Below are 24,402 nucleotides of genomic sequence, written 5' to 3'. Positions count from 1 at the left end.
ACCTACCGTCGGTCGAGGTAGAGCTCCGCCGTCTCCGTTGCCACGGCCGCGACCGCCGAGGCGAGGCCGGGCTCGAGATCCAGAGCCGTCGCGAGTGGCTCGCCGCGAAGATTCGACGATCGAAGCAACTCCCAGGCCCGCTCGACCAGTCGCACCGAGGTCGGGTGGTCCAATTCCGGTCGGTTGGACCGCAGCGCGGTGGCCGCCCAGTCCGCGTCGAACGTCCCGTTGGGAGGTCCGAACACGCGTTCACCGGACGAATAGCTCGTGGGCTCCATGCTCGACGACGCTAGCAGGATTTGCGGCAGGTGGGACCGTGACCGAACCGGGCCGATCGACACTATCGAACCGATCGGTTTCATCTGTACGGTGAGTCGATGAGCGAGGGGTATCGCAGGCCTGTGGCGGCCGGGTCGGTCGTAGCACCACTGCTCGCTGCTGTGCTGCTCGTCGGTTGCTCCGCCGGTGAGGCCGCTCGCCCGACGCCCGATGCGTCACCGCCACCGAACTTCGAGACCGCCACCGGCTCGCTCGTGGTCGGTGACCCGTTCACCGCGCCGACCGCCCCCACCGAAACGGTGCCGCCGGTCGTGCCGGGACTGTCGCTGGAGGGAATTCGTCACCCGTCGGGCTCACCCGTGGCGGTGACGGACGTGGTGTTGCGAGCCTCCTCCGTCGAGTATCGACTGCGCGGCAACGGGCCGGTGTCCTACACGGTGCGCTACGTCGACGAGGCCGTCCGATACGGAACCAGTGAGCCGGTCGCGCTTCCCGGGCGAGCCGTACTCCAGGTCGACATCGCCGGTACCTCGACCGAGCCGGATGTCACCGTCGTTCCGTATGCCGGGCCGGATCGGATTCGCAACGAGCCGGACTCCGCCGTGGTGGCAGTCGACTTCCTGGCCGATGCCGATGGAATCTCACAGTCCTTCGTCGCCGTGGCGTCCGACCGTCCGGACTTCGCGGTGCACAGCACCGAGGAACCGGCCGCCGTGGTCGTCACCATCTCCTGAGCTGCCGCCACACGACGTCGACGACGCGAAAGTACCTCTGCGACGTGCGTTCGGGCCCGGTCCACCGGGGGCCGCGCTACCATCGCGGTGTGTCCGACGCCACAGCGAGAGCAAGTTCGGCAGGTCAGGTGCGTGTGCTCGTGTACAGCAGTAACGCGGCCACGCGCGCTCAGGTGGTGTCTGCGGTGGGCACCCGGCCCGATCCGGCGCTCGGCGTCGTCGACTTCGTCGAGGTTGCCACCGCGGCCGTGGTGATCGAGCACCTGGACGCGGGTGGAATCGATGTGGCGATCCTCGATGGTGAGTCCTCGCCTGTCGGCGGACTGGGTTTGGCAAAGCAACTCAAGGACGAGATCGACGACTGCCCGCCGGTGCTGGTGCTCATCGGACGCCCCGACGACCGGTGGTTGGCCGACTGGTCGCGCGCCGAGGCCGCAGTTCCCCATCCAGTGGATCCGATCCGACTCGGGCGCGCGGTGGTCGATCTGCTGAGGCAGCACTCGGGTCGCGTCGGTGCCAGGGTCTCCCGATCGCGGTAGATCAGACCGTTTTCTCCGATGCGGGCACCGTCAGCACGAACCGGTGGATCGAGCCGGCGACGACAGCTCCGAGCATGGGGAACACCACGAACACCCATAGTTGTGACAGGGCAGGGCCGCCGGCGACGAGGGCGGGGCCGAGGGACCGAGCAGGGTTGACCGAGGTCGAGTCGATTCCGATGCCCAGCAGGTGAACCACGGTCAGGGTCAGGCCGATCGGGATGCCGGCCGCCACGACGGGGTGAACGGTGGGGGCCGTGGTGGCGAGTACGACGAGGACGAGCAGGCCGGTCGCGATCGTCTCGAACACCGCGACCGACGCCAAGCCGTACGCTCCGGGCGAGGAGCTGCCGAATCCGTTGGTGCCCAGACCGTCCGACGACATGTCGTACCCGGGACGGCCTGATGCGACCAACAGTACGACCAGCGCGCCGATCACTGCACCTGCGGCCTGGGCGGCGATGTAGAACGCAGCCTTGATCGGGGTGATGGCGCGAGCTATCAGGGCTCCGATCGTCACGGCCGGGTTGATGTGGCAGCCCGAGATCGGGCCGATCGCGTAGACGAGGGCAAGCAGTGTGAGTCCGAACGCCAGGGCGATGCCCGGGGTTCCGACGGTGTCGCCCGCGATGACGGCGGTGCCGACGCCGAATATCACGAGCAGGGCAGTTCCCAGTCCCTCGGCGGCGAGCGCCGAGACGGAAATCGACTTCATCGTCTCTCCTTAGTGGTGGCGGCAGCCCGGGTCGGGTGGCCGGAAATGTTCGGTGATTGGTCGTCCCTCGCGGTGTGGACCGCATGTGAGGCAAGAGTGATGTGGATCACATCAATGATTGGGTCCGAGGGTGGGTGGCCCATGCGCGTCAACGGTTTACGAAACTGGACTGCTCGAAATCCCGCGAGATCTGCACCGAACCCATACTGTGTGGTTCAGGTCACATTGGTACGGCCGTCGCATTTACTTTCGCGGCGGCGCGGTCGTCGATCGAGGGAGCGGATGCCCGAATGAACGCCTACGTTCCGATTCTCGTCCTGGGTGCCGTCGCAGTCGCGTTCGCGGTCTTCTCGGTGATGGTCGGCACGATGGTGGGACCCGCCCGATACAACCGAGCGAAGTTCGACGCGTACGAATGTGGGATCGAACCCACGATGCATGCGCCTACGGGACAACGATTTCCGGTGAAGTTCTATCTCACCGCGATGCTGTTCATCATCTTCGACATCGAGATCGTCTTCCTGTATCCCTGGGCCGTCCACCTCGACGTTCTCGGTGCGTTCGGGCTCGTCGCGATGGCGTTGTTCGTCGTGAACGTGTCGGTGGCCTACGTGTACGAGTGGCGGCGAGGCGGGCTCGGTTGGGACTGACCACACGATCTCGGATACGACGACGGCACGATGCACTGTTCTCATTCTGCGGAAGCGAAAGAGCGTGATCGATGGGACTCGAAGAGAAGCTACCCAGCGGATTCCTGCTGACCACCGTCGAGGGGTTGGCCGGGTACGCACGTAAGGGCTCGCTGTGGCCCGCCACCTTCGGGCTCGCATGTTGTGCCATCGAAATGATGGCCACCACGTCCGGCCGTTTCGATCTCGCGCGATTCGGAATGGAAGCGTTTCGCGCGTCCCCCCGGCAGGCGGATCTGATGATCGTGGCCGGCCGCGTCAGCCAGAAGATGGCTCCGGTGTTGAGGCAGGTCTACGACCAGATGGCAGAACCGAAATGGGTTCTCGCCATGGGTGTCTGTGCATCCTCGGGCGGAATGTTCAACAACTACGCGGTGGTCCAGGGAGTCGACCACATCGTGCCCGTCGACATCTATCTGCCCGGGTGCCCGCCTCGGCCCGAGATGCTGCTCAACGCAATCCTGGAGTTGCACAAGAAGATTCAGCAGATGCCGTTGGGTATCAACCGGGAACAGGTGCGAGCGGCCGCCGAGGCGGCCGCACTCTCGTCCACCCCGACGATCGATCTGAAAGGTTTGCTCCGATGACGGCGCAGCCGCCGGGTGGGATGTCTCAGCCGCCAGGAAAAATGTCTCAGCGGCCACGCGGGATGTTCGGGGTTCGCGGTAGTGGCGACACGTCGGGCTACGGCCGATTGGTGCCGCCGGCGGCAGCGGAGGACACCGCGACGCGGCCCTACGGCGGCTACTTCGATGCCCTCGTCGATCGGTTGGCCACCGTCCTTCTTGCTGTGAACCCCGTCGCTACGTTCGACGCCGCCGTCGAACGGGTGGTGATTCATCGCGGCGAATTGACGCTGCATCTGGTGCGGGAGTACGTGCCTGCCGTCGCCCAGGCGCTACGGGACGACGAAGAATTGCGATTCGAATTGTGTACCGGCGCATCGGGTGTGCACTATCCGGACCTGATCGGCCGGGAGTTGCACGTTGTGTACCATCTGGTCTCCATCACGCACGGCCGTCGGCTCCGACTCGAAGTTGCCGTCCCCGACGACGATCCACACAGTCCGTCGCTGTGCGGGGTGTATCCCACCAACGACTGGCACGAGCGCGAGGTCTACGACTTCTTCGGCATCGTCTTCGACGGTCATCCTGCATTGACGCGGATCGAGATGCCCGACGACTGGGTCGGTCATCCACAACGCAAGGACTATCCGCTGGGCGGAATTCCCATCGAGTACAAGGGCGCTCGCGTCGCGCCTCCCAACGAGCGCAGGTCGTACAACTGATGAGTGCAACGGACGAAACCATCTACGCGGTCTCCGGACAGGACTGGGACGACGTCGTCGAGTTGGCCCGCGGATCGAGTACCGAGCGGATCGTGGTCAACATGGGCCCGCAGCACCCGTCAACACACGGCGTGCTGCGGTTGATTCTCGAAATCGAGGGCGAGACCGTCACCGAGGCTCGTTGCGGGATCGGGTATCTGCACACGGGAATCGAGAAGAATCTCGAGTACCGAAACTGGACCCAGGGCGTCACGTTCGTCACCCGCATGGACTACCTGTCGCCGTTCTTCAACGAAACCGCATACTGCCTCGGCGTGGAGAAGCTACTGGGTATAACCGACGACATTCCCGAGCGCGCCACGGTGATCCGGGTGATGCTGATGGAGCTGAATCGCATCTCGTCGCATCTCGTCGCATTGGCCACGGGCGGAATGGAATTGGGAGCGGTCACCGCGATGCTGTTCGGGTTCCGTGAGCGCGAGCTGATACTCGACGTCTTCGAGGCCATCACCGGCCTGCGCATGAACCACGCCTACATCCGGCCGGGCGGACTGTCGCAGGACCTACCCGAGGACGCGGTCGGCAGAATACGTGAGCTCCTTCGCGTGCTGCCGGGACGCCTGCGCGACCTCGAACTCATGCTCAACGACAACCCGATCTGGAAAGCCAGAACCGAGAACGTAGGTTATCTCGATCTCACCGGATGTATGGCGCTGGGCGTCACCGGTCCGGTGCTGCGTTCGACCGGACTGCCCTACGACCTGCGACGGTCCGATCCTTACTGCGGGTACGAGAACTACGAGTTCGACGTGGTGACCGATACCGGATGCGACTGCTACGGGCGATATCTGATTCGCGTCGAAGAAATGAAGGAATCGCTCAAGATAGTCGAACAGGCCCTCGACCGCCTGCGTCCCGGTCCGGTCGTCATCGACGACAAGAAGATCGCGTGGCCGGCCGAGCTGGTCTCGGGACCCGATGGCCTGGGCAACTCTCAGGAGCATGTGCGGACCATCATGGACACCTCGATGGAATCGCTGATTCACCACTTCAAACTGGTGACCGAGGGAATGCGGGTCCCGGCCGGCCAGGTGTTGTCCTCGGTGGAGTCGCCGCGAGGGGAGCTCGGGGTACACATCGTCAGCGACGGTGGAACCAGGCCGTACCGAGTGCATTTCAGAGATCCGTCCTTCACCAACCTGCAAGCGGTGGCGGCAATGTGCGAGGGCGGAATGATCTCCGACGTCATCGCCGCGGTCGCCAGTATCGACCCGGTGATGGGTGGGGTGGATCGATGACAACGCAGCCCCAGTCGGAACCGGTTCTGATTCAACTCGGAGCCCGGCCGGACGAACCGGTGCAACTGGCCGCGGCGGGTGCACGAACGTCGTATCCCCCCGAGGTGCTCGCCCGGCTGCACGCCGACGCCGATATCGTCGTCGCGCGCTATCCGCAGGCCAGATCGGCCCTGCTGCCGCTGCTCCATCTCGTGCAAGCCGAGGACGGCTGCCTCACGCCCGCTGGAATCGAATTCTGCTCGGAGGTACTAGAACTCACCGGGGCGGAGGTGACTGCAGTCGCGACCTTCTACTCGATGTATCGACGCGAACCCACCGGGACGTACCGCGTCGGCGTGTGCACCAACACGCTGTGTGCTGTCATGGGCGGCGACGCCATCATGGACGCGCTGCGTGATCACCTGGACGTCGAGCACGGAGGTACCACCGCCGACGGCACGATCACCCTCGAACACATCGAGTGCAATGCCGCATGCGATTACGCCCCGGTGATGATGGTCAATTGGGAGTTCTTCGACAACAGCACCCCGTCGTCTGCGCGGGATTTGGTCGATGCACTTCGATCCGACACCCAGGTCACTCCGACGCGTGGAGCACCGCTGTGCACGTTCCGCGAGACCGAGCGAATTCTCGCCGGATTTTCCGACGATCGGCCCGAAGCACTCGAAGCGACCGGTAGTGCAGGCGACGCCACCCTGGCCGGTCTTCGATACGCGCGCGAACACGCGATGTCGGCACCCGAGGCCGGAGCACGACCGAACGACGATCACCCGGACGTCGGAGCCGCGGCCGCACCGGAGACGGTGCGAGACAAGCCCGCACCGGCACCCTCGGCGACCGTGCCACCACAACCGAACACCACCGAGACCGATCCACCGACGAAGGGAGCGTGACATGGCCCTGACGCCGGTGTTGAGCGAGTTCTGGGACGAGAAGGATTCCTGGACGCTCGACGTATACCGCAGCCACGACGGATACCGCGGGCTCGAGAAGGCCCTCGCGATGGACCCCGACGACCTCATCGCCTTCGTCAAGGAATCCGGATTACGCGGTCGCGGCGGCGCAGGATTTCCGACCGGAACGAAGTGGAGCTTCATCCCGCAGAACGACGGTAAAGAGCATTATCTGGTGGTCAATGCAGACGAGTCCGAGCCGGGTACCTGCAAGGACATGCCCCTGCTGATGGCGAGCCCGCACACGCTGGTCGAAGGAATAGTGATCGCCGCGTACGCAATTCGCGCATCCCATGCATTCGTGTACGTCCGCGGCGAGGTAGTGCCGGTGCTACGCAGGCTGCAGGCTGCGGTCGCCGAGGCCTACGCGGCGGGCTATCTGGGAAAGGGTGTTCTCGGAACGAAATTCGACTTGGAGTTGGTGATCCACGCCGGAGCCGGCGCGTACATCTGCGGCGAGGAAACAGCCCTCCTCGACTCGTTGGAAGGTCGGCGCGGACAACCTCGGCTGCGGCCACCGTTTCCCGCAGTGGCGGGCCTCTACGCACGCCCGACTGTGGTGAACAACGTCGAATCGATCGCCAGCGTTCCAGTGATCCTGCGCAAGGGAATCGAGTGGTTCCGATCGATGGGTAGCGAGAAGTCACCCGGCTTCACGCTGTACTCCATCTCGGGCCACGTCTGCCGTCCAGGCCAGTACGAGGCACCGTTGGGGATCACGCTGCGGGAGTTGCTCGGCTACGCGGGCGGGATCAGACCGGGACACGAACTGAAGTTCTGGACGCCGGGAGGATCCTCGACGCCGATGTTCACCGGCGAGCATCTCGATGTTCCACTCGACTACGAGGGCGTCGGTGCCGCCGGATCGATGCTGGGCACCAAGGCCTTGCAAATATTCGACGAGACGACCTGCGTGGTGCGAGCGGTGCTGCGCTGGACCGAGTTCTACGCACACGAATCCTGCGGCAAATGCACACCGTGCCGGGAGGGCACGTACTGGCTGGTGCAAATTCTGCGTCGCCTCGACGGTGGAACCGGTACCGAGGCCGACCTGACGACCTTGCTCGACATCGCCGACGGCATCGCCGGAAAGTCCTTCTGCGCGTTGGGAGACGGTGCTGCCAGCCCGATCGTGTCTTCGCTGAAGTACTTCCGTGACGAATACATCCGTCACGTCACCGAGCAGGGATGCCCATTCGATCCACACCGATCGACCCTGATGGCAGAGGAGCTGACGTCATGACTGCAGCAGCACATGGTCGTTCCGCGGGCTCCACTCCTGCATCTTCGGGTCGTTCCGCGGGCTCCACTCCTGCCAGCCCTGAGCAGTCGGTCGCCCCAGTAGAGATGGTGACACTGACCATCGACGACCACGAGATCAGTGTTCCCAAGGGCACGTTGGTGATTCGCGCGGCCGAGTTGATGGGCGTACAGATTCCGCGATTCTGCGATCATCCGCTGCTCGATCCGGTGGGCGCCTGCCGCCAATGTCTGGTCGATGTCGAGGGGCAACGCAAGCCGTTGGCGTCCTGTACGACGACCGTGGCCGAGGGCATGGTGGTGCGCACTCAGGTGACGTCGGAGGTCGCGGGCAAAGCGCAACGTGGCGTCATGGAATTGCTGCTGATCAATCATCCTCTCGATTGCCCGGTGTGCGACAAGGGTGGTGAGTGTCCACTGCAGAATCAGGCGATGGCCGCGGGTCGCACCGAGTCCAGGTTCACTGAGACCAAACGTACGTATCCCAAACCGATTCCGTTGTCGGCCGAGGTTCTGCTCGATCGCGAACGCTGTGTCCTGTGCGCTCGATGTACTCGCTTCGCGGCGCAGGTTGCCGGTGATCCATCCATCGAGCTGCTCGAACGCGGTGCCGTGCAACAGGTCGGCATCTTCGGCACCGAGCCGTTCGACTCCTACTTCTCGGGGAACACCGTCCAGATCTGCCCCGTGGGTGCACTGACGAACACCGAGTATCGGTTCCGAGCGCGCCCGTACGATCTGACGTCCTCGCCGAGCGTGTGCGAACACTGCGCAGGAGGCTGTGCGCAACGCACGGATCATCGTCGTGGCAAGGTCCTCCGCCGGTTGGCTGGTGACGATCCCCAGGTCAACGAAGAGTGGAACTGCGACAAGGGCCGGTGGGCATTCAAGTACGCCAGCGAGCCGGACCGCATCGGCGCACCGATGGTCAGAGACGAATCGGGGGCTCTGGTCGAGACGTCCTGGTCGGCCGCATTGGCGGCGGCGGCAACGGGACTGGCTGCGTCGATCGGGAACGCTGCGGTACTCGTGGGCGGAAGATCGACTGTCGAAGACTCCTACGCATACGCCAAGTTCGCGCGAACAGTGCTGCACACCAATGACATCGACTTCCGCAACCGTGCTCACAGCGCCGAGGAAGCGGAGTTCCTGGCCGGTCGTATCGCGGCGACGGGGCTGGGCGTGACCTACTCGGATCTCGAAAACGCTCCTGTGGTGTTGATGGTGGGGTTCGAGCCCGAAGAAGAGTCACCGCTGATGTTCCTCAGGTTGCGCAAGGCGCGCCGGACCCGCGGCGTGGTCGTGGCGTCCATCGCATCCTGGGCCAGCCGCGGTCTGCGCAAGCTCGACGGGGTGCTCCTGCAGTCGATTCCCGGCGAGGAACCACAGTGGCTCGACGCACTGCACGTGGGTGACCGCGGTACCGAATCGATCGCCCAGCTCCTCCGGAGCCCTGGAGCGATCGTGCTCGTGGGCGAGCGGCTCGGTTCCGTTCCCGGTGCATTGTCCGCAGCGTCGAAGTTGGCCGACGACACCGGAGCGAACCTGGCATGGATTCCGCGACGGGCAGGGGAGCGCGGTGCCCTCGACGCAGGCACGTTGCCGAACCTGCTGCCGGGCGGGCGGCCCGTCGCCGACGCCGCCGCCCGCGCCGAGGTGGCAGCCGTGTGGGGAGTGACAGAACTGCCTACGGACGCGGGCCGAGATACCGCGGCGATACTGGCGGATGCCGGGCCTGACCGCGCCCTGATCACCGCAGGGATCGACCCGGACGATCTGCCCGATCCGCAGGGTGCGCTCGACGCGGTGGACCGATCGGCATTCGTGGTCAGCCTCGAACTACGCCACAGCGCCGTCACCGAGCGGGCCGACGTGGTGTTTCCGGTGGCACCGGTGGTCGACAAGCCCGGAACCTTCGTCGACTGGGAGGGCAGGCCTCGCACGTTCGACACGGCACTCGGTGCCGGCGCAGTATTGCCCGACCAACGCGTTCTCGACGCCATTGCCGCGCAGATGGGAGTCGAACTGTCGCTACCCGACGCGGCGGCGGCGCGCGGCGAGTTGGCACGGCTGGGAGCCTGGAGCGGATCACGGATTCCTGTGGCCCGAGTGGCACCACGGCGAGATATGCCGACGCTCTCCATCGGCCAGGCAATTCTGGCCACCTGGCGAATGCTCATCGATTCGGGACGGATGCAGGACGGCGAGGACAATCTCGCGCAGACCGGCCGGGCACCCGTGATCAGGCTGTCCGAGACGACGGCGTCGAGCATCGAAGCGTCGCCCGGCGACCTGGTCAGGGTCGAGACGGGCCGGGGCTCGATCACGTTGCCACTGAAAGTCACCGATCTACCCGACAACGTGGTGTGGGTGCCGATGAACTCACCGGGGTCTTCGGTGTACGGCTCACTCGGCGCGGAGTCGGGTGCGGTGGTGAGGATTCGCAGGGATCAGCCCGCGGAGCGACCTGAGGGTGCAGGAGTGGAGCCTGTGGAACGACTCGGGAGTGCGGGAGTGGAGCCTGCGGAACGACCCGGGGGTGGTGCATCGTGATTGTCGCAGCGCCGACCGATCTGTCGATGTTCGGCACCGACCCGTGGTGGCTGGTGGTCGGCAAGGCCCTGGCGGTCTTCGTTTTTCTTGTGCTCACACCGCTCGTGGCCATCTATGCCGAGCGCAAGATCATGGCGTGGATGCAGATGCGCGTCGGGCCCAATCGGGTGGGTCCGTGGGGACTGTTGCAGTCTCTGATGGACGGGATCAAGCTCGCTCTGAAAGAGGGAATCACTCCGACCGGCGTCGACAAGCCGATTTACATTCTGGCTCCGATCATTTCGGTGGTCCCTGCCTTCATGGCCTTCGCGGTGATTCCGTTCGGTCCCGAGGTGTCGGTGTTCGGCACTACGACTCCGCTTCAGATGACCGACCTGCCGGTGGGGGTTCTGTACATCCTCGCGGTCACCTCGGTGGGTGTGTACGGGATCGTCCTGGCCGGTTGGGCGTCGAGTTCGACGTATCCGTTGCTGGGTGCACTGCGTTCGACGGCTCAGGTCATTTCCTACGAGGTTGCGATGGGGCTTTCGTTCGCTGCGGTGTTCCTGTACGCGGGCACCATGTCGACGTCCGGAATCGTTGGTGCGCAACAGAGCACCTGGTACGTGTTCCTGTTGTTGCCGTCGTTCCTGGTGTACGTGACGGCCATGGTGGGTGAAACCAACCGCGCGCCGTTCGACTTGCCCGAGGCCGAGGGGGAGTTGGTGGGCGGGTTCCACACCGAATATTCCTCCTTGCGTTTCGCGATGTTCATGCTTGCCGAGTACATCAACATGGTCACGGTGTCGGCGCTCGCGACCACGTTGTTCCTGGGTGGCTGGCGGGCTCCGATTCCGTTGAGTCTGTGGAGCGGTGCCAATTCCGGGTGGTGGCCGGTGCTGTGGTTCGTCGCCAAGGTGTGGGTGTTCCTGTTCGTCTTCATCTGGTTGCGGTCGACGTTGCCGCGATTGCGTTACGACCAGTTCATGAACTTCGGCTGGAAGATCCTCATTCCCGTCGCTCTGATCTGGGTGATGGTGATCGCGACGGTGCGGGTTCTGGGGGCCGGGCGATACGACGTACCTCTGGTCACATTCGTGGTGTCGACGATCTTTGCAGTCGCCGTCCTGGGTTCGCTGCTGCTCTTACTGCGCCGCCGCGCGCGCACACGAAACCTGCCGCCTGCTGCACCCGTCGCACCGTTCGACGCTGCGGCGGGCGGGTTTCCCGTACCTCCCATTCCGAAGCAGGGCACGAACATCGCGAGCCGGCACGCCGGCGCACGGTCCACCGTGGCCGCGTCCCAGAAGGAGAACGCCGATGCCTGAATTCCTCGGTCCTATAGCAGGTTTCGGTGTCACCTTCGCCACCATGTTCAAAAAGCCCGAAACCGAGCTGTATCCGGAGGAGAAGAAGCCGACCGAGATGCGCTATCACGGCCGCCATCAGCTCAACAGGTACGCCGACGGGCTCGAGAAGTGCATCGGTTGCGAACTCTGTGCGTGGGCCTGCCCGGCCGACGCGATCTATGTCGAAGGTGCCGACAACACCGAGACCGAACGGTTTTCGCCGGGCGAGCGATACGGCGGGGTCTACCAGATCAACTATCTCCGGTGCATCGGCTGCGGACTGTGTGTCGAGGCCTGTCCCACACGGGCTCTGACGATGACCAACGAATACGAACTGGCCGGTGACAACAGAGCCGACCTGATCTACGAGAAGGATTCGCTGCTGGCACCGCTGGAGCCGGACATGGTGCCGCCGCCGCACGCGATGGCACCGGGGCGTTCGGCAGAGGACTACTACCGCGGTGCCGTCACCGGTGCCGAGAGCGAGGCCGACACCGATCGAGGGCCGGTTCGATGACTGCCACCGTTCAGCTCGCGCTCGAGGCAACCTCCACCGGCGAGGCCGTGCAGTTCTGGACCCTCGGTGTCGTTGCGGTCATCGGTGCACTGGGTGTGGTGATGAGCACGAAGGCCGTCTACTCGGCACTGTTCCTCGCGGCCACCATGGTGGTTCTCGCTACCTTCTACATGGCCCAAGGGGCCCTGTTTCTCGGTGTCGTGCAGATCGTCGTCTACACCGGCGCGGTCATGATGCTGTTTCTGTTCGTCCTGATGCTCGTCGGGGTCGATACCTCGGAGTCGTTGACCGAGACACTGCGCGGGCACCGTATCGCGGCCGTTGTCATCGGAATCGGCTTCGGGCTGTTGATCATCGGGGTGCTGCTGCGCGACTCGGCCCGCGCCGGGCGACTCGATTTCGCCGGACTCGACGCGGCCAACTCCACCGGAAACGTAGAAGGCCTGGCCGAGCTGATCTTCGTCGAGTACGTCTGGGCGTTCGAGCTGACCGGCGCGCTGTTGATCACGGCCACCATCGGGGCGATGATTCTGGCGCACCGGGAGGCTCTGGGACCGGTGAAGGGTCAGCGGGAGATGTCGCAGGACCGGTTCCGTGACGGCTCCAGGGTGACGCCGCTGCCGAGCCCCGGTGTGTTCGCTCGTCACAACGGCGTCGATCGACGGGCTCTGCTCCCGGACGGAAGCGAGTCGGACTCGTCCGTCAACGCACTGTTCGCCGATCGAGGCATCGAGTACAAGGTGGACGGGGGTGACACGCGATGAATCCAGAGAATTACCTCTACCTGTCGGTTCTGCTGTTCACGATCGGCGCGGCGGGAGTCATCGTCAGGCGCAACGCCATCATCGTGTTCATGTGCATCGAATTGATGCTCAACGCAGTCAATCTCGCGTTCGTCGCGTTCTCTCGCATGCACGGCAATCTCGACGGCCAATTGTTCGCGTTCTTCACCATGGTGGTAGCTGCAGCCGAGGTGGTGGTGGGCCTGGCGATCATCATGGCCATCTTCCGTTCTCGTCGCTCGATCTCGATGGACGAGAACAATCTGATGAAGAACTGACGGGGGAGCAGAAACGATGTCGATCCTGTGGCTTCTCCCGGCTCTGCCGGCGTTCGGTGCGGCCGTCCTGCTGCTCGGTGGCCGGCGCTGCAACTCGTGGGGCCACCTTTTCGCGACGGCCGCCGCGGTGTCGTCGTTCGTCGTTGCGGCGCTGGTGTTCTCGTCGATGCTCGGACGGGACGAGTCGGACAGAACACTGACTCACACGCTGTTCCGCTGGGTGCCCGTCGACCAATTGCAGGTCGACTTCGGCATGCGTGCCGATCAACTCTCGATCTGTTTCGTCCTGTTGATCACCGGGGTCGGATCACTCATTCACGTGTACTCGATCGGGTACATGAGCCATGACCCGGAGCGGCGACGCTTCTTCGCGTACCTCAATCTGTTTCTCGCAGCCATGCTGCTGCTGGTGCTGGCAGACAATTTCCTCGGCCTCTATCTGGGGTGGGAGGGTGTCGGTCTGGCGTCGTACTTGCTCATCGGATTCTGGCAACACAAGCCATCGGCAGCGACGGCTGCTCGAAAAGCGTTCGTGGTCAACCGCGTCGGCGATATCGGCTTGGCCATCGCCCTGATGATCATGTTCGTGAACTTCGGGTCTGTGCAGTACGACGTGGTGTTCGCGGGAATCGGGAACGCGGGTGAATCGGTGGCGACCGCCATGGCACTGATGTTGCTGCTGGCGGCCTGCGGGAAGTCGGCCCAGGTGCCGCTGCAGTCGTGGCTCGGCGACGCGATGGAGGGCCCGACGCCGGTCTCCGCACTCATCCACGCGGCGACGATGGTCACCGCCGGGGTGTATCTCATCGTCCGATCCGGACCGGTGTTCGAGGCCTCGCCGGTGGCGCGGGCGGCGACCGTCACGGTCGGCGCGGTGACGTTGCTGTTCGGTGCCGTCATCGGTTGTGCGAAAGACGACATCAAGAAGGCGCTCGCCGCCTCGACGATGAGTCAGATCGGGTACATGGTGCTCGCGGCCGGACTCGGCCCGTCCGGCTATGCCTTCGCCATCGTGCTGCTGCTGTCGCACGGATTCTTCAAGGCAGGCCTGTTCCTCGGGGCCGGCTCGGTGATGCACGCGATGTACGACGAGACCGACATGCGACGGTTCGGCGGGCTCCGTGCCGCGATGCCGATCACGTTCGTCACGTTCGGTCTCGGCTACCTCGCCATCATCGGAGTTCCGCCGTTCTCCGGTTTCTTCGCAAAGGATCCGATCATCGAGATCGCGTTCGCGGCCGGGGGAGCGGCAGGTGTGGTGCTGGGCTGCGTCACGTTGCTCGGTGCGGGCTTGACGGCCTTCTACATGACTCGGGTGATGCTGATGACGTTCTTCGGCCCGAAACGCTGGTCGGCGCAGGCAGACCCGCACGAAGCGTCGGCGACGATGACAGCCCCCATGATTCTGTTGGCCGTCGGCTCGGTGGCATCGGGTGCCTTCCTTGCGGTGGGTGGACGCCTCGAGACGTGGCTGGAACCGGTGGTGGGATCGGCGCACGAAGAACACGCGATACCTGCCTGGGTCGTGACGGTCGCAGTTTTGGCGGTGGTACTCGTGGGTGCCGGCGTCGCGTACCGGAAGTACATCGCTCGTGACGTTCCCCCGATTCCACCCGAGGACGTATCGGTGCTGACCAGAGCCGCACGCGCTGACCTATACGGCGACGCCTTCAACGAGGTAGCATTCATGCGGCCCGGTCAAAAGCTCACGAACACAATGGTATTCGCCGACAAGGCGGGTATCGACGCGGTCGTGGACGGGGTGGGGAGATCGATCGGCGGAGTATCGACTCGATCGAGGCGGCTGCAGACCGGATTCGTACGGTCCTATGCGTTGGCGATGTTCGCGGGGGCAGTTCTCGTCGTGCTGATGGTGGTGGTCCTGTGACGTTCCCCTGGCTGACCGTCCTGTGGGTTCTGCCGATTCTCGGCGCGATTGTCGTCGCCCTGGTGCCGGCCGATCGTCCGACAATCGCGCGTGGTGTCGCCGTGGGGTTCGCTGCCGGCACACTCGTGGTGTCGGTGGTACTCGCCGTGGCATTCGACTCCGGTGGCGATCGCTACCAGTTCCTCGAAGATCATTCCTGGATAGGGGCATTCGGTGCGCGCTACACGCTCGGCCTCGACGGAATAGGCCTCGTGCTGGTGTTGCTCACCACCGTTCTGACCCCATTGCTCCTCGTCGCGGGCTGGCACGACGGCAGCCGTGTGGCGAACTACGGATCGCGCCGGGTCTCGCACACCTACATGGCGTTGATCCTGGTGGTCGAGTCCATGGTGCTCGTCTCGTTCCTCGCGTTGGACGTATTGCTGTTCTACATCTTCTTCGAGGCGATGTTGATTCCGATGTACTTCCTCATCGGTGGTTTCGGTGGTACCGAGCGCACGCGTGCCGCGGTGAAGTTCCTGCTGTACAACCTGTTCGGTGGCCTGGTGATGCTGGCTGCCGTCATCGGGTTGTACGTCGTCACGGCCAGGCCCGACGGCCCGTTCGACGGCGGGACGTTCGATTTACGCGCGATCGCGGATGCGGCGTCATCGGGGGGACTCGGTGTGGATCCGATGGTTCTGAACGCGCTGTTCCTCGGCTTCATGTTCGCGTTCGCGATCAAGGCACCGCTGTGGCCGTTCCACACGTGGCTACCCGACGCTGCAGTGCAGTCCACCCCGGCGACTGCTGTGCTGATGATGTCGGTGGTGGACAAGGTCGGCACCTTCGCCATGCTGCGCTTCTGCCTCGAGCTCTTTCCCGGTTCGTCGCAGACGTTCGCCCCGTGGATCATCACGCTCGCAGTGATCGGAATCGTGTACGGCGCGATACTGGCGATCGGTCAGACCGACATGATGAGACTCATTGCCTACACCTCGATTTCGCACTTCGGATTCATCATCCTCGGCATCTTCGCGATGACCGGTCAGAGTCAGGCCGGTGCCACGCTGTACATGGTCAACCATGGAATCTCCACCGCCGCATTGTTCTTGATCGCAGGCTTTCTCGTGTCCCGTCGTGGTTCACGCGCGATCGCCGACTACGGCGGCGTCCAGAAGGTCGCGCCGGTGCTCGCCGGAACGTTTCTGATCTCTGGTCTGGCCACGCTCTCGCTACCCGGTCTTGCCCCGTTCATCAGCGAATTCTTGTTGCTGATCGGCACATTCGGTCGCTACGGCGTCGCCGCAATCGTGGCCACCGGTGCGCTCGTGCTGTCGGCGATCTACATTCTCTGGCTCTACCAACGGGTGATGACGGGGCCCGTCCGAGAGGGCAGCGACAAGATCTCCGATCTCGTTCCCCGTGAGGCGTTGGTGGTGGTCCCGTTGCTCGCGCTGCTGATCGTGTTCGGGGTGTACCCGAAACCGGCACTCGACATCATCACTCCGGCAGTGCAATCCACGATCGTCGACAGTGCAGGAGGTCAACGATGACCACTCCCGAAGTGCAGTACGGTCTGCTGTCGCCCATGTTGATCGTCTTCGGTGTCGCGGTTCTCGGGGTTCTCGTCGAGGCGTTCGTACCGCTACGTGCTCGTCGCGCAACCCACGTGGGTCTCGCTCTGGCAGGGCTGGTCGGCGCCCTCGCGGCAGTGCTCGGCCTGGCCGGCACCGAGGCAGCCGCGATGAACGGGGCCGTCGCGATCGACGGACCGACTCTGTTCCTGCAGGGAACCATTGTGCTCGTGGCAATTCCGGCCATTGCACTGTTGGCGGAGCGCACCGTCGCCGTCACCGGGGCTGGGGCCGAGCGCCGCATCGACTCGTTCACTCCGCAGGCCTCGACCACGCCGGGCAGCGTGGCAGAGAAGCAGGCCATCGATGCAGGCGTCGCCCAGACCGAGGTCTTTCCACTGGCGATGTTCGCGATCGGCGGCATGCTGCTGTTTCCGGCGTCCACGGATCTGCTGACGATGTTCGTGGCGCTGGAGGTGCTGTCGTTGCCGCTGTATCTACTGTGCGGACTGGCGAGACGACGACGACTGCTCTCTCAGGAAGCAGCCCTCAAATACTTTCTGCTGGGCGCGTTCTCGTCTGCGTTCTTCCTGTTCGGAGTCGCGTTCCTCTACGGCTACGCCGGGACGGTCCGATTGGACGGCATCGCCGACGCCATCACGGCAAACGGCCAGGGCAGATCACTCGCGCTGATCGGAACCGCCTTGCTTGCGGTGGGTCTGCTGTTCAAAGTCGGTGCCGTGCCTTTCCATTCGTGGATTCCCGACGTCTACCAGGGTGCCCCTACTCCGGTGACGGCGCTGATGGCCACCGTGACCAAGGTGGCGGCCTTCGGTGCGATTCTGCGAATCTTCGGAATGGCGCTGCCCGGTCTCGAGTCGAGTTGGCGTCCGATGTTGTGGGTGATCGCCATCGCGACGATGGTGCTCGGTTCGGTTGTCGCGGTGACGCAGACCGACGTCAAACGAATGCTGGCCTACTCGTCCGTGGCGCACACCGGGTTCATCCTCACCGGAGTGACTGCGCTGGGTAGTTCGGGTGATGTACGTGATTCGGGGGTGTCGGCCACGATGTTCTACCTGCTTGCCTATGCCTTCAGCACGCTGGGTGGATTCGCCGTCATCGGTCTGGCCCGAGACGAACGCGGTGAGGTGAGCGACCTGGAGCGATGGGCGGGTATCGGTCGCCGCTCGCCGCTCGTCGCCGCTGTGTTCGGCTTGTTCCTGCTTTCGTTCGCCGGGATCCCGCTCACCAGTGGGTTCATCGGTAAGTTCGCGGTGTTCAGCGCAGCCTCGGGTGCGGGGGGAGCCGCACTGGTCGTGGTCGGAGTGGTGTGCAGTGCGATTGCAGCGTTCTTCTACGTGCGCGTGATCGTGCTGATGTTCTTCACCGAACCCAGCGAACGGACCGCCACGGTGGTGCGTCCTACCGCGCCGGTGGCCTGTGCGATCGGGGTGTCGGTGATCGTCACCGTGGCACTGGGAGTCTTTCCTCAGCCCGTTCTCGATATCGCCGCGCGGGCCGGGAACTTCCTCTAGCTCGTACAGGCCTACTTAGCGGACTTCATTCGCTGCTTCCACGTGTGCGAGCCGGTGCCCACGGGGATTCCACCGATGGCTCCCGCGAGGCCGAATGTCGGCATGTTGACGTAGATCGCTTCACTGTCCTGGGCTGTCGCGGTATAGGTTTCGTGCCATACGCCGACATGGCCGGTCGCAGCGACCGATCGGTTGAAGGCACGCCATGCGGGGGCATGTGGTGCGTCGGGATCGGAGGCGAATCGCGTCAGGTCTTCCGCGTTGCGCCAGTAACTGACGAGCATGGTGGTGCGGCCCAACCACGAGTGGTAGCCGAGCAGTCCGGAGGTGGGATCCTGCTCGAGGTGGCTGAGCATCCGCGGCATCGCGCGCGCGGCGGGAAGCCAGGAGCGAACGGCAAGGGGATTGTTGATGCGCATTCCGATGAGGAAGACCGTGACGGTGTCGCGGTCGGATTCGACCGTGGTGCGGCCGTCGATGATGGATTGCATGACGTGTTCCCGTCTGTTCGTTTCGGGGCCGAGCGCATGGCGTGACACTGTTATAAAACACTGTTGTGATAGATTTCGCAAGTGGCGAGACCCAGAATTCACGATGCCGAACTGCGCACCCGGCTACTCGAAGCCGCAGCGGAAACCGTTGCGCGCCATGGCGTCGACTCGTTGTCGTTGCGTAAACTCGCGGCCGCGCAGGGCACCTCGACCACGGCCATCTACTCGCTGTTCGGCGGTCGAGCGGAGCTGCTGGTGGCTCTGTTCGGCGCGTCGTTCTCGAGTTTCGGTGACGCGCAACGCAGCGTTCCTGTCACCGGGGAATCCGAGGTCGACCTGCGCGAACTGGCATTTGCGTACCGCCGCTGGGCCATGGCCAACCCACACCTCTACGCAGTGATGTTCGGCGGAGTGCTCGGTTCGGTCGACGTATCCGATCAAGCACACCTCGCGGCCGCCGCGATGGATCCGCTTCGGGCGGCGGTGGCGAGCGCCGTCGAGGCAGGCACGATGAGCGGCGCGTCGGTGGACGTGATCAGCCACTCGTTCTGGGCGATCGTGCACGGTCTGGTGTCGCTCGAGTTGTCGATACCCGGGATGGCCGACGACGAGGATCGTCGGGTGATGTTCGACGCCGGGGCGGCGTCTGTGCTGCGCGGGTGGATGCGTCAGTAGGTGCGCGGTATCCCGATGATCTTGGTGGCGTCGACGGTCATGCCCAACCGTGCTGTCGGAGCGAGCGCGGGCAGGGCCGGAAGATCGTCGGGGGTGGATGTGGCGGCACCGATCACGTCGGCACCGGCGATCTCGAAGTCGGAGATCGCTCGCCGAAGATGGCTGGGAGTTGTTGCGAGCACCAGATTCACAGCACCGATCTCAGTAGCCAGTGGGGTGGCGCGCTGCGCATTCTGCACCGTCGAATTCGCAGTGGACTCGGCGTGAATGCGGTCGGCCGCAATCTCGTTGTCGATCAGCCACTTCTTCATCGCTTCGGCTTCGGTGACGCCGCGCTGCGGATTTCCGCCGGTGACGATAATGGGTGATTCGGGGGAACGCTCGGCGACCGCGGCAGCGGATTTCAGTCGCTGCACCAATTCCGGTGCCATACTGCCGTCGTCGTTCAGGCCCAGGCCGAGCACCACGATTGCCGTCCTCACGCCATCGGTCGCAGGCGTGAAGTCGATCGCCTCCGTCGCCGCCTCGTCGATGACTTCGATAGCCCGATCCACCGCATCGGCAAGCGGGGGAGACAGGGCGCGCAGGCGGGCCGAGTGCTGCGCTCGCGCGTCGGCATCATCGGTTGCGTTGGCGTAGAACGTCTGCAGTGCTGCGACATTGGCATCGTTCGGTGCGGCGGTGGCAACCGCGTCCAGTGCGGCGAAACCGGCCTCGTAGCGACCCTTGACCAAGCATTCTGCGCATCGTTGTACTGCTGCGCGGCGGCCGAACGTACTGCGTCGGCAATCGTTGGGGTCGAGATCGGCGCAGCGGGCTCGGCCGTCGCCGAACTGGATCCCAGGGCGAGCCCGAACACGGCGACACAGGAGACCACGGCAACGCGAATCGACGGTTGTTGTCGGCCGGATCGCATTGTCGGCTGCCCTCCTGAACGGTGACGGGTTTTCGTCACCCTAGCTCAGTTCGGTGCCAGTGTGGCTGGTGTGATCCGAGTTGCTCGAGTTACAGGATTGTACTTCGGTGTCGGCTGAACTCGATCGTCACATCGTGACCGGAGCGCGTCCGCGGTCAGCTGGTTCGATGGTCACCTCGGCGTCGGGAAGGAAAACTCGCTCGGTCGTGGTGGTTCCGTCGACGCCATCGGTGACCGTCACCGCCACGTTCTCGGCAACCTGCCCAGCGCTTTCGATGAACCCGGTCGCGACACCCTCCTCGATGAGGAGATGATCACCCACCAACAGAAGAAGCTCATCCGCCGTCACCGTTCGCCTGCCGCCCACATCTTCGATTGTCATGAATCCCACCGTAGTGTGAATTGTCCGAATGGGTTGTTGCTGGGGCTTCGCACTCTGTTTCGGGCGGGTCGTTCGGCAGGAGCCACTTCGTGCTCGACAATCGCAGTATGAGCTTCACCGCGCCCACGCCCGATCCCGTCGACGGTCCGCTCGTCGGTGACGACAGACCCATTCTCGAAGGAATGCTGCGTTGGCATAGAGCCACGTTGTCGAACATCTGTGCCGGTGCCGATGCCGAACAGCTTGCGCAACGCCCCTTCTCGCACTCGACGCTCTCCCTCCTCGGACTCGTCCGGCACCTCGCGAAGGTCGAACGCATCTGGTTTCGAGAGCGACTGGCGTCGATGTCGTTCGATCCGATGTACGACGCTGCGTTGGGTAAGGATTCCGACTTCCTGGGCGCGACGGCATCGAGTGCAGAGTCGGACTTCGCGCGATTCGCTGCCGAGTGCGAGGCCTCGGACGTGGTCGCTGCCCAATACTCGTTCGAGGATCCGGTCGACTGTCGCGGCGGGCCGATGTCATTGAGGATGGTCTACGTGCACATGATCAGTGAATATGCGCGGCACAACGGGCACGCGGACATCATCCGCGAACAGATCGATGGAGTCACCGGCCGCTGAGGCATACCGTAGACACACCAACAGGCCCCCACACGGAAGAAGGTGTCGAGTGACCGACTCCGATGCAGGATTCGACCCGAGCTCACTGCGGCCGTCGTTGTTCATCGACGGGCAATGGCAGGAAGCCGGTGACGGCGGGACCCGCGACATCGTCGATCCGTCCAACGGCAGCGTGGTGGCCGTCGTCGACGAGGCGACACCCGACGATGCCCTGGCTGCGGTTGCCGCGGCGCGGGCAGCGTTCGACGACGGCCCCTGGCGCTCGGTGACGGTGGGTGAGCGCAGTGATCTGCTCAATCGCATCGCGGACTTGCTCCAACGGGACAAGGCGAAGTTGGCGCATATCGAGACCCTCGATACCGGAAAGACGTTCGGCGAGAGTGAGATCGATATCGACGACGTCACCTCGGTGTTCCGCTTCTATGCCGATCTCGCTGTGGTGCAGGCAGATCGACTGATCGACGTCGACCGTCCGGAAATTCTGAGCCGAGTGGTGCACGAGCCCATCGGTGTCTGCGTCATGATCGCACCCTGGAACTACCCGCTGTTGCAGATCTCGTGGAAAATCGCCCCCGCCTTGGCTGCTGGGTGCACCATGGTGCTCAAACCCAGCGAGGTGACGCCACTGAGCACCATCGCGTTCACCAAGCTCGTGGAAGAAGCGGGAGTGCCTGCCGGTGTGGTCAACCTGCTGCAGGGCAGCGGCGCAACGCTCGGAGATGCGCTCACCAGGAACCGCGACGTCGACTTCGTCTCCTTCACCGGCGGACTCGCCACTGGCAGGCACATTCTTGCCGCGGCCGCGGAGAACGTCACGAAGGTGGCGGTGGAACTCGGGGGAAAGAATCCACACATCGTGTTCGCCGACGCGGTGGCCGACGAGCAGTCGTTCGCCGATTCGGTCGACAACGTACTGACCGGAGTGTTTCTGCATTCCGGTCAGGTGTGTTCGGCCGGTACCCGATTGATCATCGAGGAATCAGTGGCCGACCGGTTCGTGGCCGCCGTGGCAGAGCGCGCGAAGACCATCGTGATGGGGCCGGGTATGGACCCGGCCAGTGAGACCGGACCGCTGGTGTCGCAGGCGCAGCGCGAGAAGATCGAAGGCTTCGTGGCGACGGGTATCGAGGAGGGGGCCACCTTGGTCATAGGAGGTACCAAGCCGGACGATCCGTCCTTGAGCAAAGGTAGCTATTTCCTGCCCACCATCTTCGATCACTGCGATCGGTCGATGAATATCGTGCAAGACGAGACGTTCGGGCCCATACTCACTGTGGAGCGATTCGACACCGAGGCCGAGGCGCTTCTACTGGGTAACGATACGAATTACGGTCTCGCCGCGGGTGTTCGGACGTCCGACGCCGCGCGAGGCGAAAGAATGGTGCGTGGGCTTCGTCATGGAACGGTGTGGCTCAACGACTTCGGTGTCTACACGGCGGCCGCGGAATGGGGCGGCTTCAAGCAGTCCGGGAACGGCCGCGAACTCGGACCGTCCGGTATGTCCGAATATCAAGAAGCGAAGCATATTTGGCACAACACCTCACCTACAGCGGCGGGGTGGTTCGGTACCCGATAGAGCACGATGGGAAAGGCCACAGGCATGGCAATACTGAACGACAATTCGAGCGGAATGGACGATTTCGGCTACAAGGAATCGCTCGACCGCAGTCTCGGCAAATTCGCCAGCTTCGCCGCAGGCGTCAGCTACATCTCGATCCTCACCGGCACCTTTCAGCTGTTCTACTTCGGCTTCGGCACCGCCGGACCGGCATACCTGTGGTCGTGGCCTGCGGTCTTCGTCGGTCAGCTCTGCGTGGCACTGTGCTTCATGGAGTTGGCAGCGAAGTATCCGGTGGCGGGATCGGTGTACAACTGGGCGAAGCTGTTGGGCCGCAGGATCGTCGGTTGGTCGGCGGGCTGGTTGATGCTCACGGCATCGATCGTGACACTGGCCGCCGTTGCCCTCGCTCTGCAGCTGAATCTGCCACGTATCTGGAGCGGATTTCAGATCATCGGTGACGGCTCGGGTGCCACCGACTTCGCGGCCAATGCAGTGCTGCTCGGTGCGATTCTGATCGCCATCACCACCACGATCAACGCGCTGGGCGTTCGATTGATGGCGATGATCAACAGTGCGGGTGTGTTCATCGAACTCATCGCGGCCGTGCTCATCGCGATCTTGCTCGCGGCCAACATCACTCGGGGACCCGAGGTGTTCTTCTCCACCAACGGCTACGGTGCCGGTGAGAGCGGCGGCTACCTCGGTGCCTTCCTGGTCGCGTCGCTGGCGTCGGGATACGTCATGTACGGATTCGACACCGCGAGCTCGCTCGGGGAGGAAACCGTCGAACCTCGGCGCACCGCTCCCAAAGCGATCTTTCGCGCCATCCTCGCCTCGTTCGTCATCGGTGGAGCCATCCTGGTGTTCGCCGTCATGGCCGCGCCGGACCTGAACGATCCTTCCCTCGGCAGCCCCGACGGCAGCCTGCAATCCATCGTCGAATCGGTGATGTGGGGCCCGCTCGGCACCGTCTTCCTCATCTGCATCGTCATTGCGGTCTTCGTCTGCTCACTGGCAGTACACACCGCGGCGATCCGGCTCACGTTCGCCATGGCGCGAGACAACGCGTTGCCCTTCGGCGAAAGCCTGGCCAAGGTGAATCCGAAGACGCAGACCCCGGTGGTGCCCGCGGTGACCATCGGAGTGCTGGCCATCGTGATCCTCGTCGTCAACATCGGTCAGCCGCAGATCTTCACGGTCCTCACCTCGATCGCGATCATCATGATCTATCTCGCGTATCTGATGGTCACCGGACCACTGTTGGTCAAGCGCATCAAAGGCGAGTGGCCGCCGGAGGATCTCAAACCCGGCGGATACTTCACGATGGGTAAGTTCGGCCTGCCGGTCAACATTGCGGCGGTGGTGTGGGGTGCCGGGATGGCGCTCAACCTCGCCTGGCCGCGCGAGGCCGTGTACGGAACCCCCTGGTACAACACGTTCGGTGCGTTCGTCTACATCGGTGGCATCCTGGGCGTGGGCCTGCTGTGGTACGCAATCAAGGGGCGCAAGCACATCGGCACTCTGAAATCACATGCCTCCACGGGCAACTAGAAGGAGCG

The 24,402-nt window shown here is 63.9% G+C and carries 25 protein-coding genes; 20 read left to right on the top strand and 5 right to left on the bottom strand.

All coding sequences use genetic code 11. From position 1 onward, the window contains the following. Positions 1–2: 2 nt before the first annotated feature. The gene (locus tag RFA01S_RS13720; RefSeq protein WP_027496773.1) at positions 3–278 is read right to left on the bottom strand and encodes a hypothetical protein; all 276 of its coding nucleotides are present in this window, start codon (positions 276–278) and stop codon (positions 3–5) included. A gap of 99 nt (positions 279–377) precedes the next feature. On the opposite strand from RFA01S_RS13720, the gene RFA01S_RS13715 reads away from it, so the two are divergent. After that, complete coding sequence (locus tag RFA01S_RS13715; protein WP_139278447.1) at positions 378–1,013, top strand: AMIN-like domain-containing (lipo)protein; 636 nt, start codon at positions 378–380, stop codon at positions 1,011–1,013. An 89-nt stretch (positions 1,014–1,102) separates the two neighbouring features. After that, positions 1,103–1,552, top strand: coding sequence for a DNA-binding transcriptional response regulator (locus RFA01S_RS13710; protein ID WP_052057262.1), 450 nt, complete (start codon positions 1,103–1,105; stop codon positions 1,550–1,552). 1 nt (position 1,553) lies between these two features. Here RFA01S_RS13710 and RFA01S_RS13705 read toward each other — a convergent pair whose 3' ends face one another. After that, the gene (locus tag RFA01S_RS13705) at positions 1,554–2,267 is read right to left on the bottom strand and encodes an aquaporin (RefSeq protein ID WP_032387256.1); all 714 of its coding nucleotides are present in this window, start codon (positions 2,265–2,267) and stop codon (positions 1,554–1,556) included. 290 nt (positions 2,268–2,557) lie between these two features. Between RFA01S_RS13705 and RFA01S_RS13700 the strand changes: the two genes are divergently transcribed. From RFA01S_RS13700 to nuoN, 14 genes are all read left to right on the top strand, one after another. Further along, the gene (locus RFA01S_RS13700; RefSeq protein WP_027496775.1) at positions 2,558–2,917 is read left to right on the top strand and encodes an NADH-quinone oxidoreductase subunit A; all 360 of its coding nucleotides are present in this window, start codon (positions 2,558–2,560) and stop codon (positions 2,915–2,917) included. Positions 2,918–2,988: 71 nt separating this feature from the next. Further along, entirely contained in the window at positions 2,989–3,543 is a 555-nt protein-coding gene (locus tag RFA01S_RS13695) for a NuoB/complex I 20 kDa subunit family protein (RefSeq protein ID WP_032387257.1), read from the top strand. Then, entirely contained in the window at positions 3,540–4,244 is a 705-nt protein-coding gene (locus RFA01S_RS13690; protein ID WP_174557255.1) for an NADH-quinone oxidoreductase subunit C, read from the top strand. The genes RFA01S_RS13695 and RFA01S_RS13690 overlap by 4 nt, the downstream gene beginning before the upstream one ends. Continuing rightward, positions 4,244–5,542: an NADH dehydrogenase (quinone) subunit D gene (gene nuoD, locus RFA01S_RS13685; protein ID WP_032387258.1), complete on the top strand. Its 1,299-nt coding sequence runs from the start codon at positions 4,244–4,246 to the stop codon at positions 5,540–5,542. The genes RFA01S_RS13690 and nuoD overlap by 1 nt, the downstream gene beginning before the upstream one ends. Next, positions 5,539–6,435, top strand: coding sequence for an NADH-quinone oxidoreductase subunit NuoE (nuoE, locus tag RFA01S_RS13680; RefSeq protein WP_032387259.1), 897 nt, complete (start codon positions 5,539–5,541; stop codon positions 6,433–6,435). The genes nuoD and nuoE overlap by 4 nt, the downstream gene beginning before the upstream one ends. 1 nt (position 6,436) lies before the next feature. Further along, positions 6,437–7,738, top strand: a complete 1,302-nt coding sequence (gene nuoF, locus RFA01S_RS13675; RefSeq protein ID WP_032407073.1) for an NADH-quinone oxidoreductase subunit NuoF — start codon at positions 6,437–6,439, stop codon at positions 7,736–7,738. Continuing rightward, positions 7,735–10,308 (top strand): NADH-quinone oxidoreductase subunit G, encoded by a 2,574-nt coding sequence (locus RFA01S_RS13670; RefSeq protein ID WP_081371332.1) that lies wholly within the window; start codon positions 7,735–7,737, stop codon positions 10,306–10,308. Before nuoF ends, RFA01S_RS13670 begins: the two co-directional genes overlap by 4 nt. 26 nt (positions 10,309–10,334) lie before the next feature. Beyond that, positions 10,335–11,615 carry an NADH-quinone oxidoreductase subunit NuoH gene (gene nuoH, locus RFA01S_RS13665; protein WP_032407118.1) on the top strand — a complete coding sequence of 427 codons (1,281 nt, stop codon included), beginning with the start codon at positions 10,335–10,337 and terminating at the stop codon, positions 11,613–11,615. Continuing rightward, entirely contained in the window at positions 11,608–12,153 is a 546-nt protein-coding gene (gene nuoI, locus RFA01S_RS13660; protein ID WP_027496782.1) for an NADH-quinone oxidoreductase subunit NuoI, read from the top strand. The genes nuoH and nuoI overlap by 8 nt, the downstream gene beginning before the upstream one ends. Further along, on the top strand, positions 12,150–12,917 hold the full coding sequence (locus tag RFA01S_RS13655; RefSeq protein ID WP_032366452.1) for an NADH-quinone oxidoreductase subunit J: 768 nt from the start codon (positions 12,150–12,152) through the stop codon (positions 12,915–12,917). Before nuoI ends, RFA01S_RS13655 begins: the two co-directional genes overlap by 4 nt. After that, complete coding sequence (gene nuoK / locus RFA01S_RS13650) at positions 12,914–13,213, top strand: NADH-quinone oxidoreductase subunit NuoK (protein WP_027496783.1); 300 nt, start codon at positions 12,914–12,916, stop codon at positions 13,211–13,213. Before RFA01S_RS13655 ends, nuoK begins: the two co-directional genes overlap by 4 nt. Positions 13,214–13,229: 16 nt before the next feature. Then, entirely contained in the window at positions 13,230–15,101 is a 1,872-nt protein-coding gene (gene nuoL, locus RFA01S_RS13645) for an NADH-quinone oxidoreductase subunit L (RefSeq protein ID WP_032407074.1), read from the top strand. Then, positions 15,098–16,636 (top strand): NADH-quinone oxidoreductase subunit M, encoded by a 1,539-nt coding sequence (locus tag RFA01S_RS13640; protein WP_032407075.1) that lies wholly within the window; start codon positions 15,098–15,100, stop codon positions 16,634–16,636. The genes nuoL and RFA01S_RS13640 overlap by 4 nt, the downstream gene beginning before the upstream one ends. Further along, a complete protein-coding gene (nuoN, locus tag RFA01S_RS13635) occupies positions 16,633–18,195 on the top strand; it encodes an NADH-quinone oxidoreductase subunit NuoN (RefSeq protein ID WP_045841815.1) in 1,563 nt (520 codons plus the stop codon). The genes RFA01S_RS13640 and nuoN overlap by 4 nt, the downstream gene beginning before the upstream one ends. An 11-nt stretch (positions 18,196–18,206) precedes the next feature. On the opposite strand, the gene RFA01S_RS13630 is transcribed toward nuoN, so the two are convergent. Beyond that, the gene (locus RFA01S_RS13630; protein ID WP_032370831.1) at positions 18,207–18,686 is read right to left on the bottom strand and encodes a DUF4188 domain-containing protein; all 480 of its coding nucleotides are present in this window, start codon (positions 18,684–18,686) and stop codon (positions 18,207–18,209) included. Positions 18,687–18,767: 81 nt separating this feature from the next. Between RFA01S_RS13630 and RFA01S_RS13625 the strand changes: the two genes are divergently transcribed. Next, positions 18,768–19,361 carry a TetR/AcrR family transcriptional regulator gene (locus RFA01S_RS13625; RefSeq protein WP_027496788.1) on the top strand — a complete coding sequence of 198 codons (594 nt, stop codon included), beginning with the start codon at positions 18,768–18,770 and terminating at the stop codon, positions 19,359–19,361. Here the strand turns inward: RFA01S_RS13625 and RFA01S_RS13620 are convergent. After that, entirely contained in the window at positions 19,355–20,095 is a 741-nt protein-coding gene (locus RFA01S_RS13620; protein WP_052060647.1) for a YdcF family protein, read from the bottom strand. The genes RFA01S_RS13625 and RFA01S_RS13620 overlap by 7 nt on opposite strands. Positions 20,096–20,404: 309 nt before the next feature. Beyond that, complete coding sequence (locus RFA01S_RS13615; protein ID WP_032370974.1) at positions 20,405–20,659, bottom strand: hypothetical protein; 255 nt, start codon at positions 20,657–20,659, stop codon at positions 20,405–20,407. A 107-nt stretch (positions 20,660–20,766) separates the two neighbouring features. On the opposite strand from RFA01S_RS13615, the gene RFA01S_RS13610 reads away from it, so the two are divergent. The 3 genes from RFA01S_RS13610 to RFA01S_RS13600 are packed head-to-tail and all read left to right on the top strand — an operon-like array spanning position 20,767 to position 24,394. Further along, a complete protein-coding gene (locus RFA01S_RS13610; RefSeq protein ID WP_032366611.1) occupies positions 20,767–21,282 on the top strand; it encodes a DinB family protein in 516 nt (171 codons plus the stop codon). A 49-nt stretch (positions 21,283–21,331) separates the two neighbouring features. Further along, complete coding sequence (locus RFA01S_RS13605; RefSeq protein WP_052060648.1) at positions 21,332–22,858, top strand: aldehyde dehydrogenase family protein; 1,527 nt, start codon at positions 21,332–21,334, stop codon at positions 22,856–22,858. 24 nt (positions 22,859–22,882) lie between these two features. Next, positions 22,883–24,394 carry an APC family permease gene (locus tag RFA01S_RS13600; RefSeq protein ID WP_032407077.1) on the top strand — a complete coding sequence of 504 codons (1,512 nt, stop codon included), beginning with the start codon at positions 22,883–22,885 and terminating at the stop codon, positions 24,392–24,394. Positions 24,395–24,402 lie beyond the last annotated feature (8 nt).

Origin of the sequence: Rhodococcoides fascians NBRC 12155 = LMG 3623 (assembly GCF_001894785.1) — a bacterium.
GTDB classification, from domain to species: Bacteria; Actinomycetota; Actinomycetes; order Mycobacteriales; family Mycobacteriaceae; genus Rhodococcoides; species Rhodococcoides fascians.
Note: the sequence above shows the minus strand (reverse complement) of the source record. Positions and strands in the feature narration are given on the sequence as shown.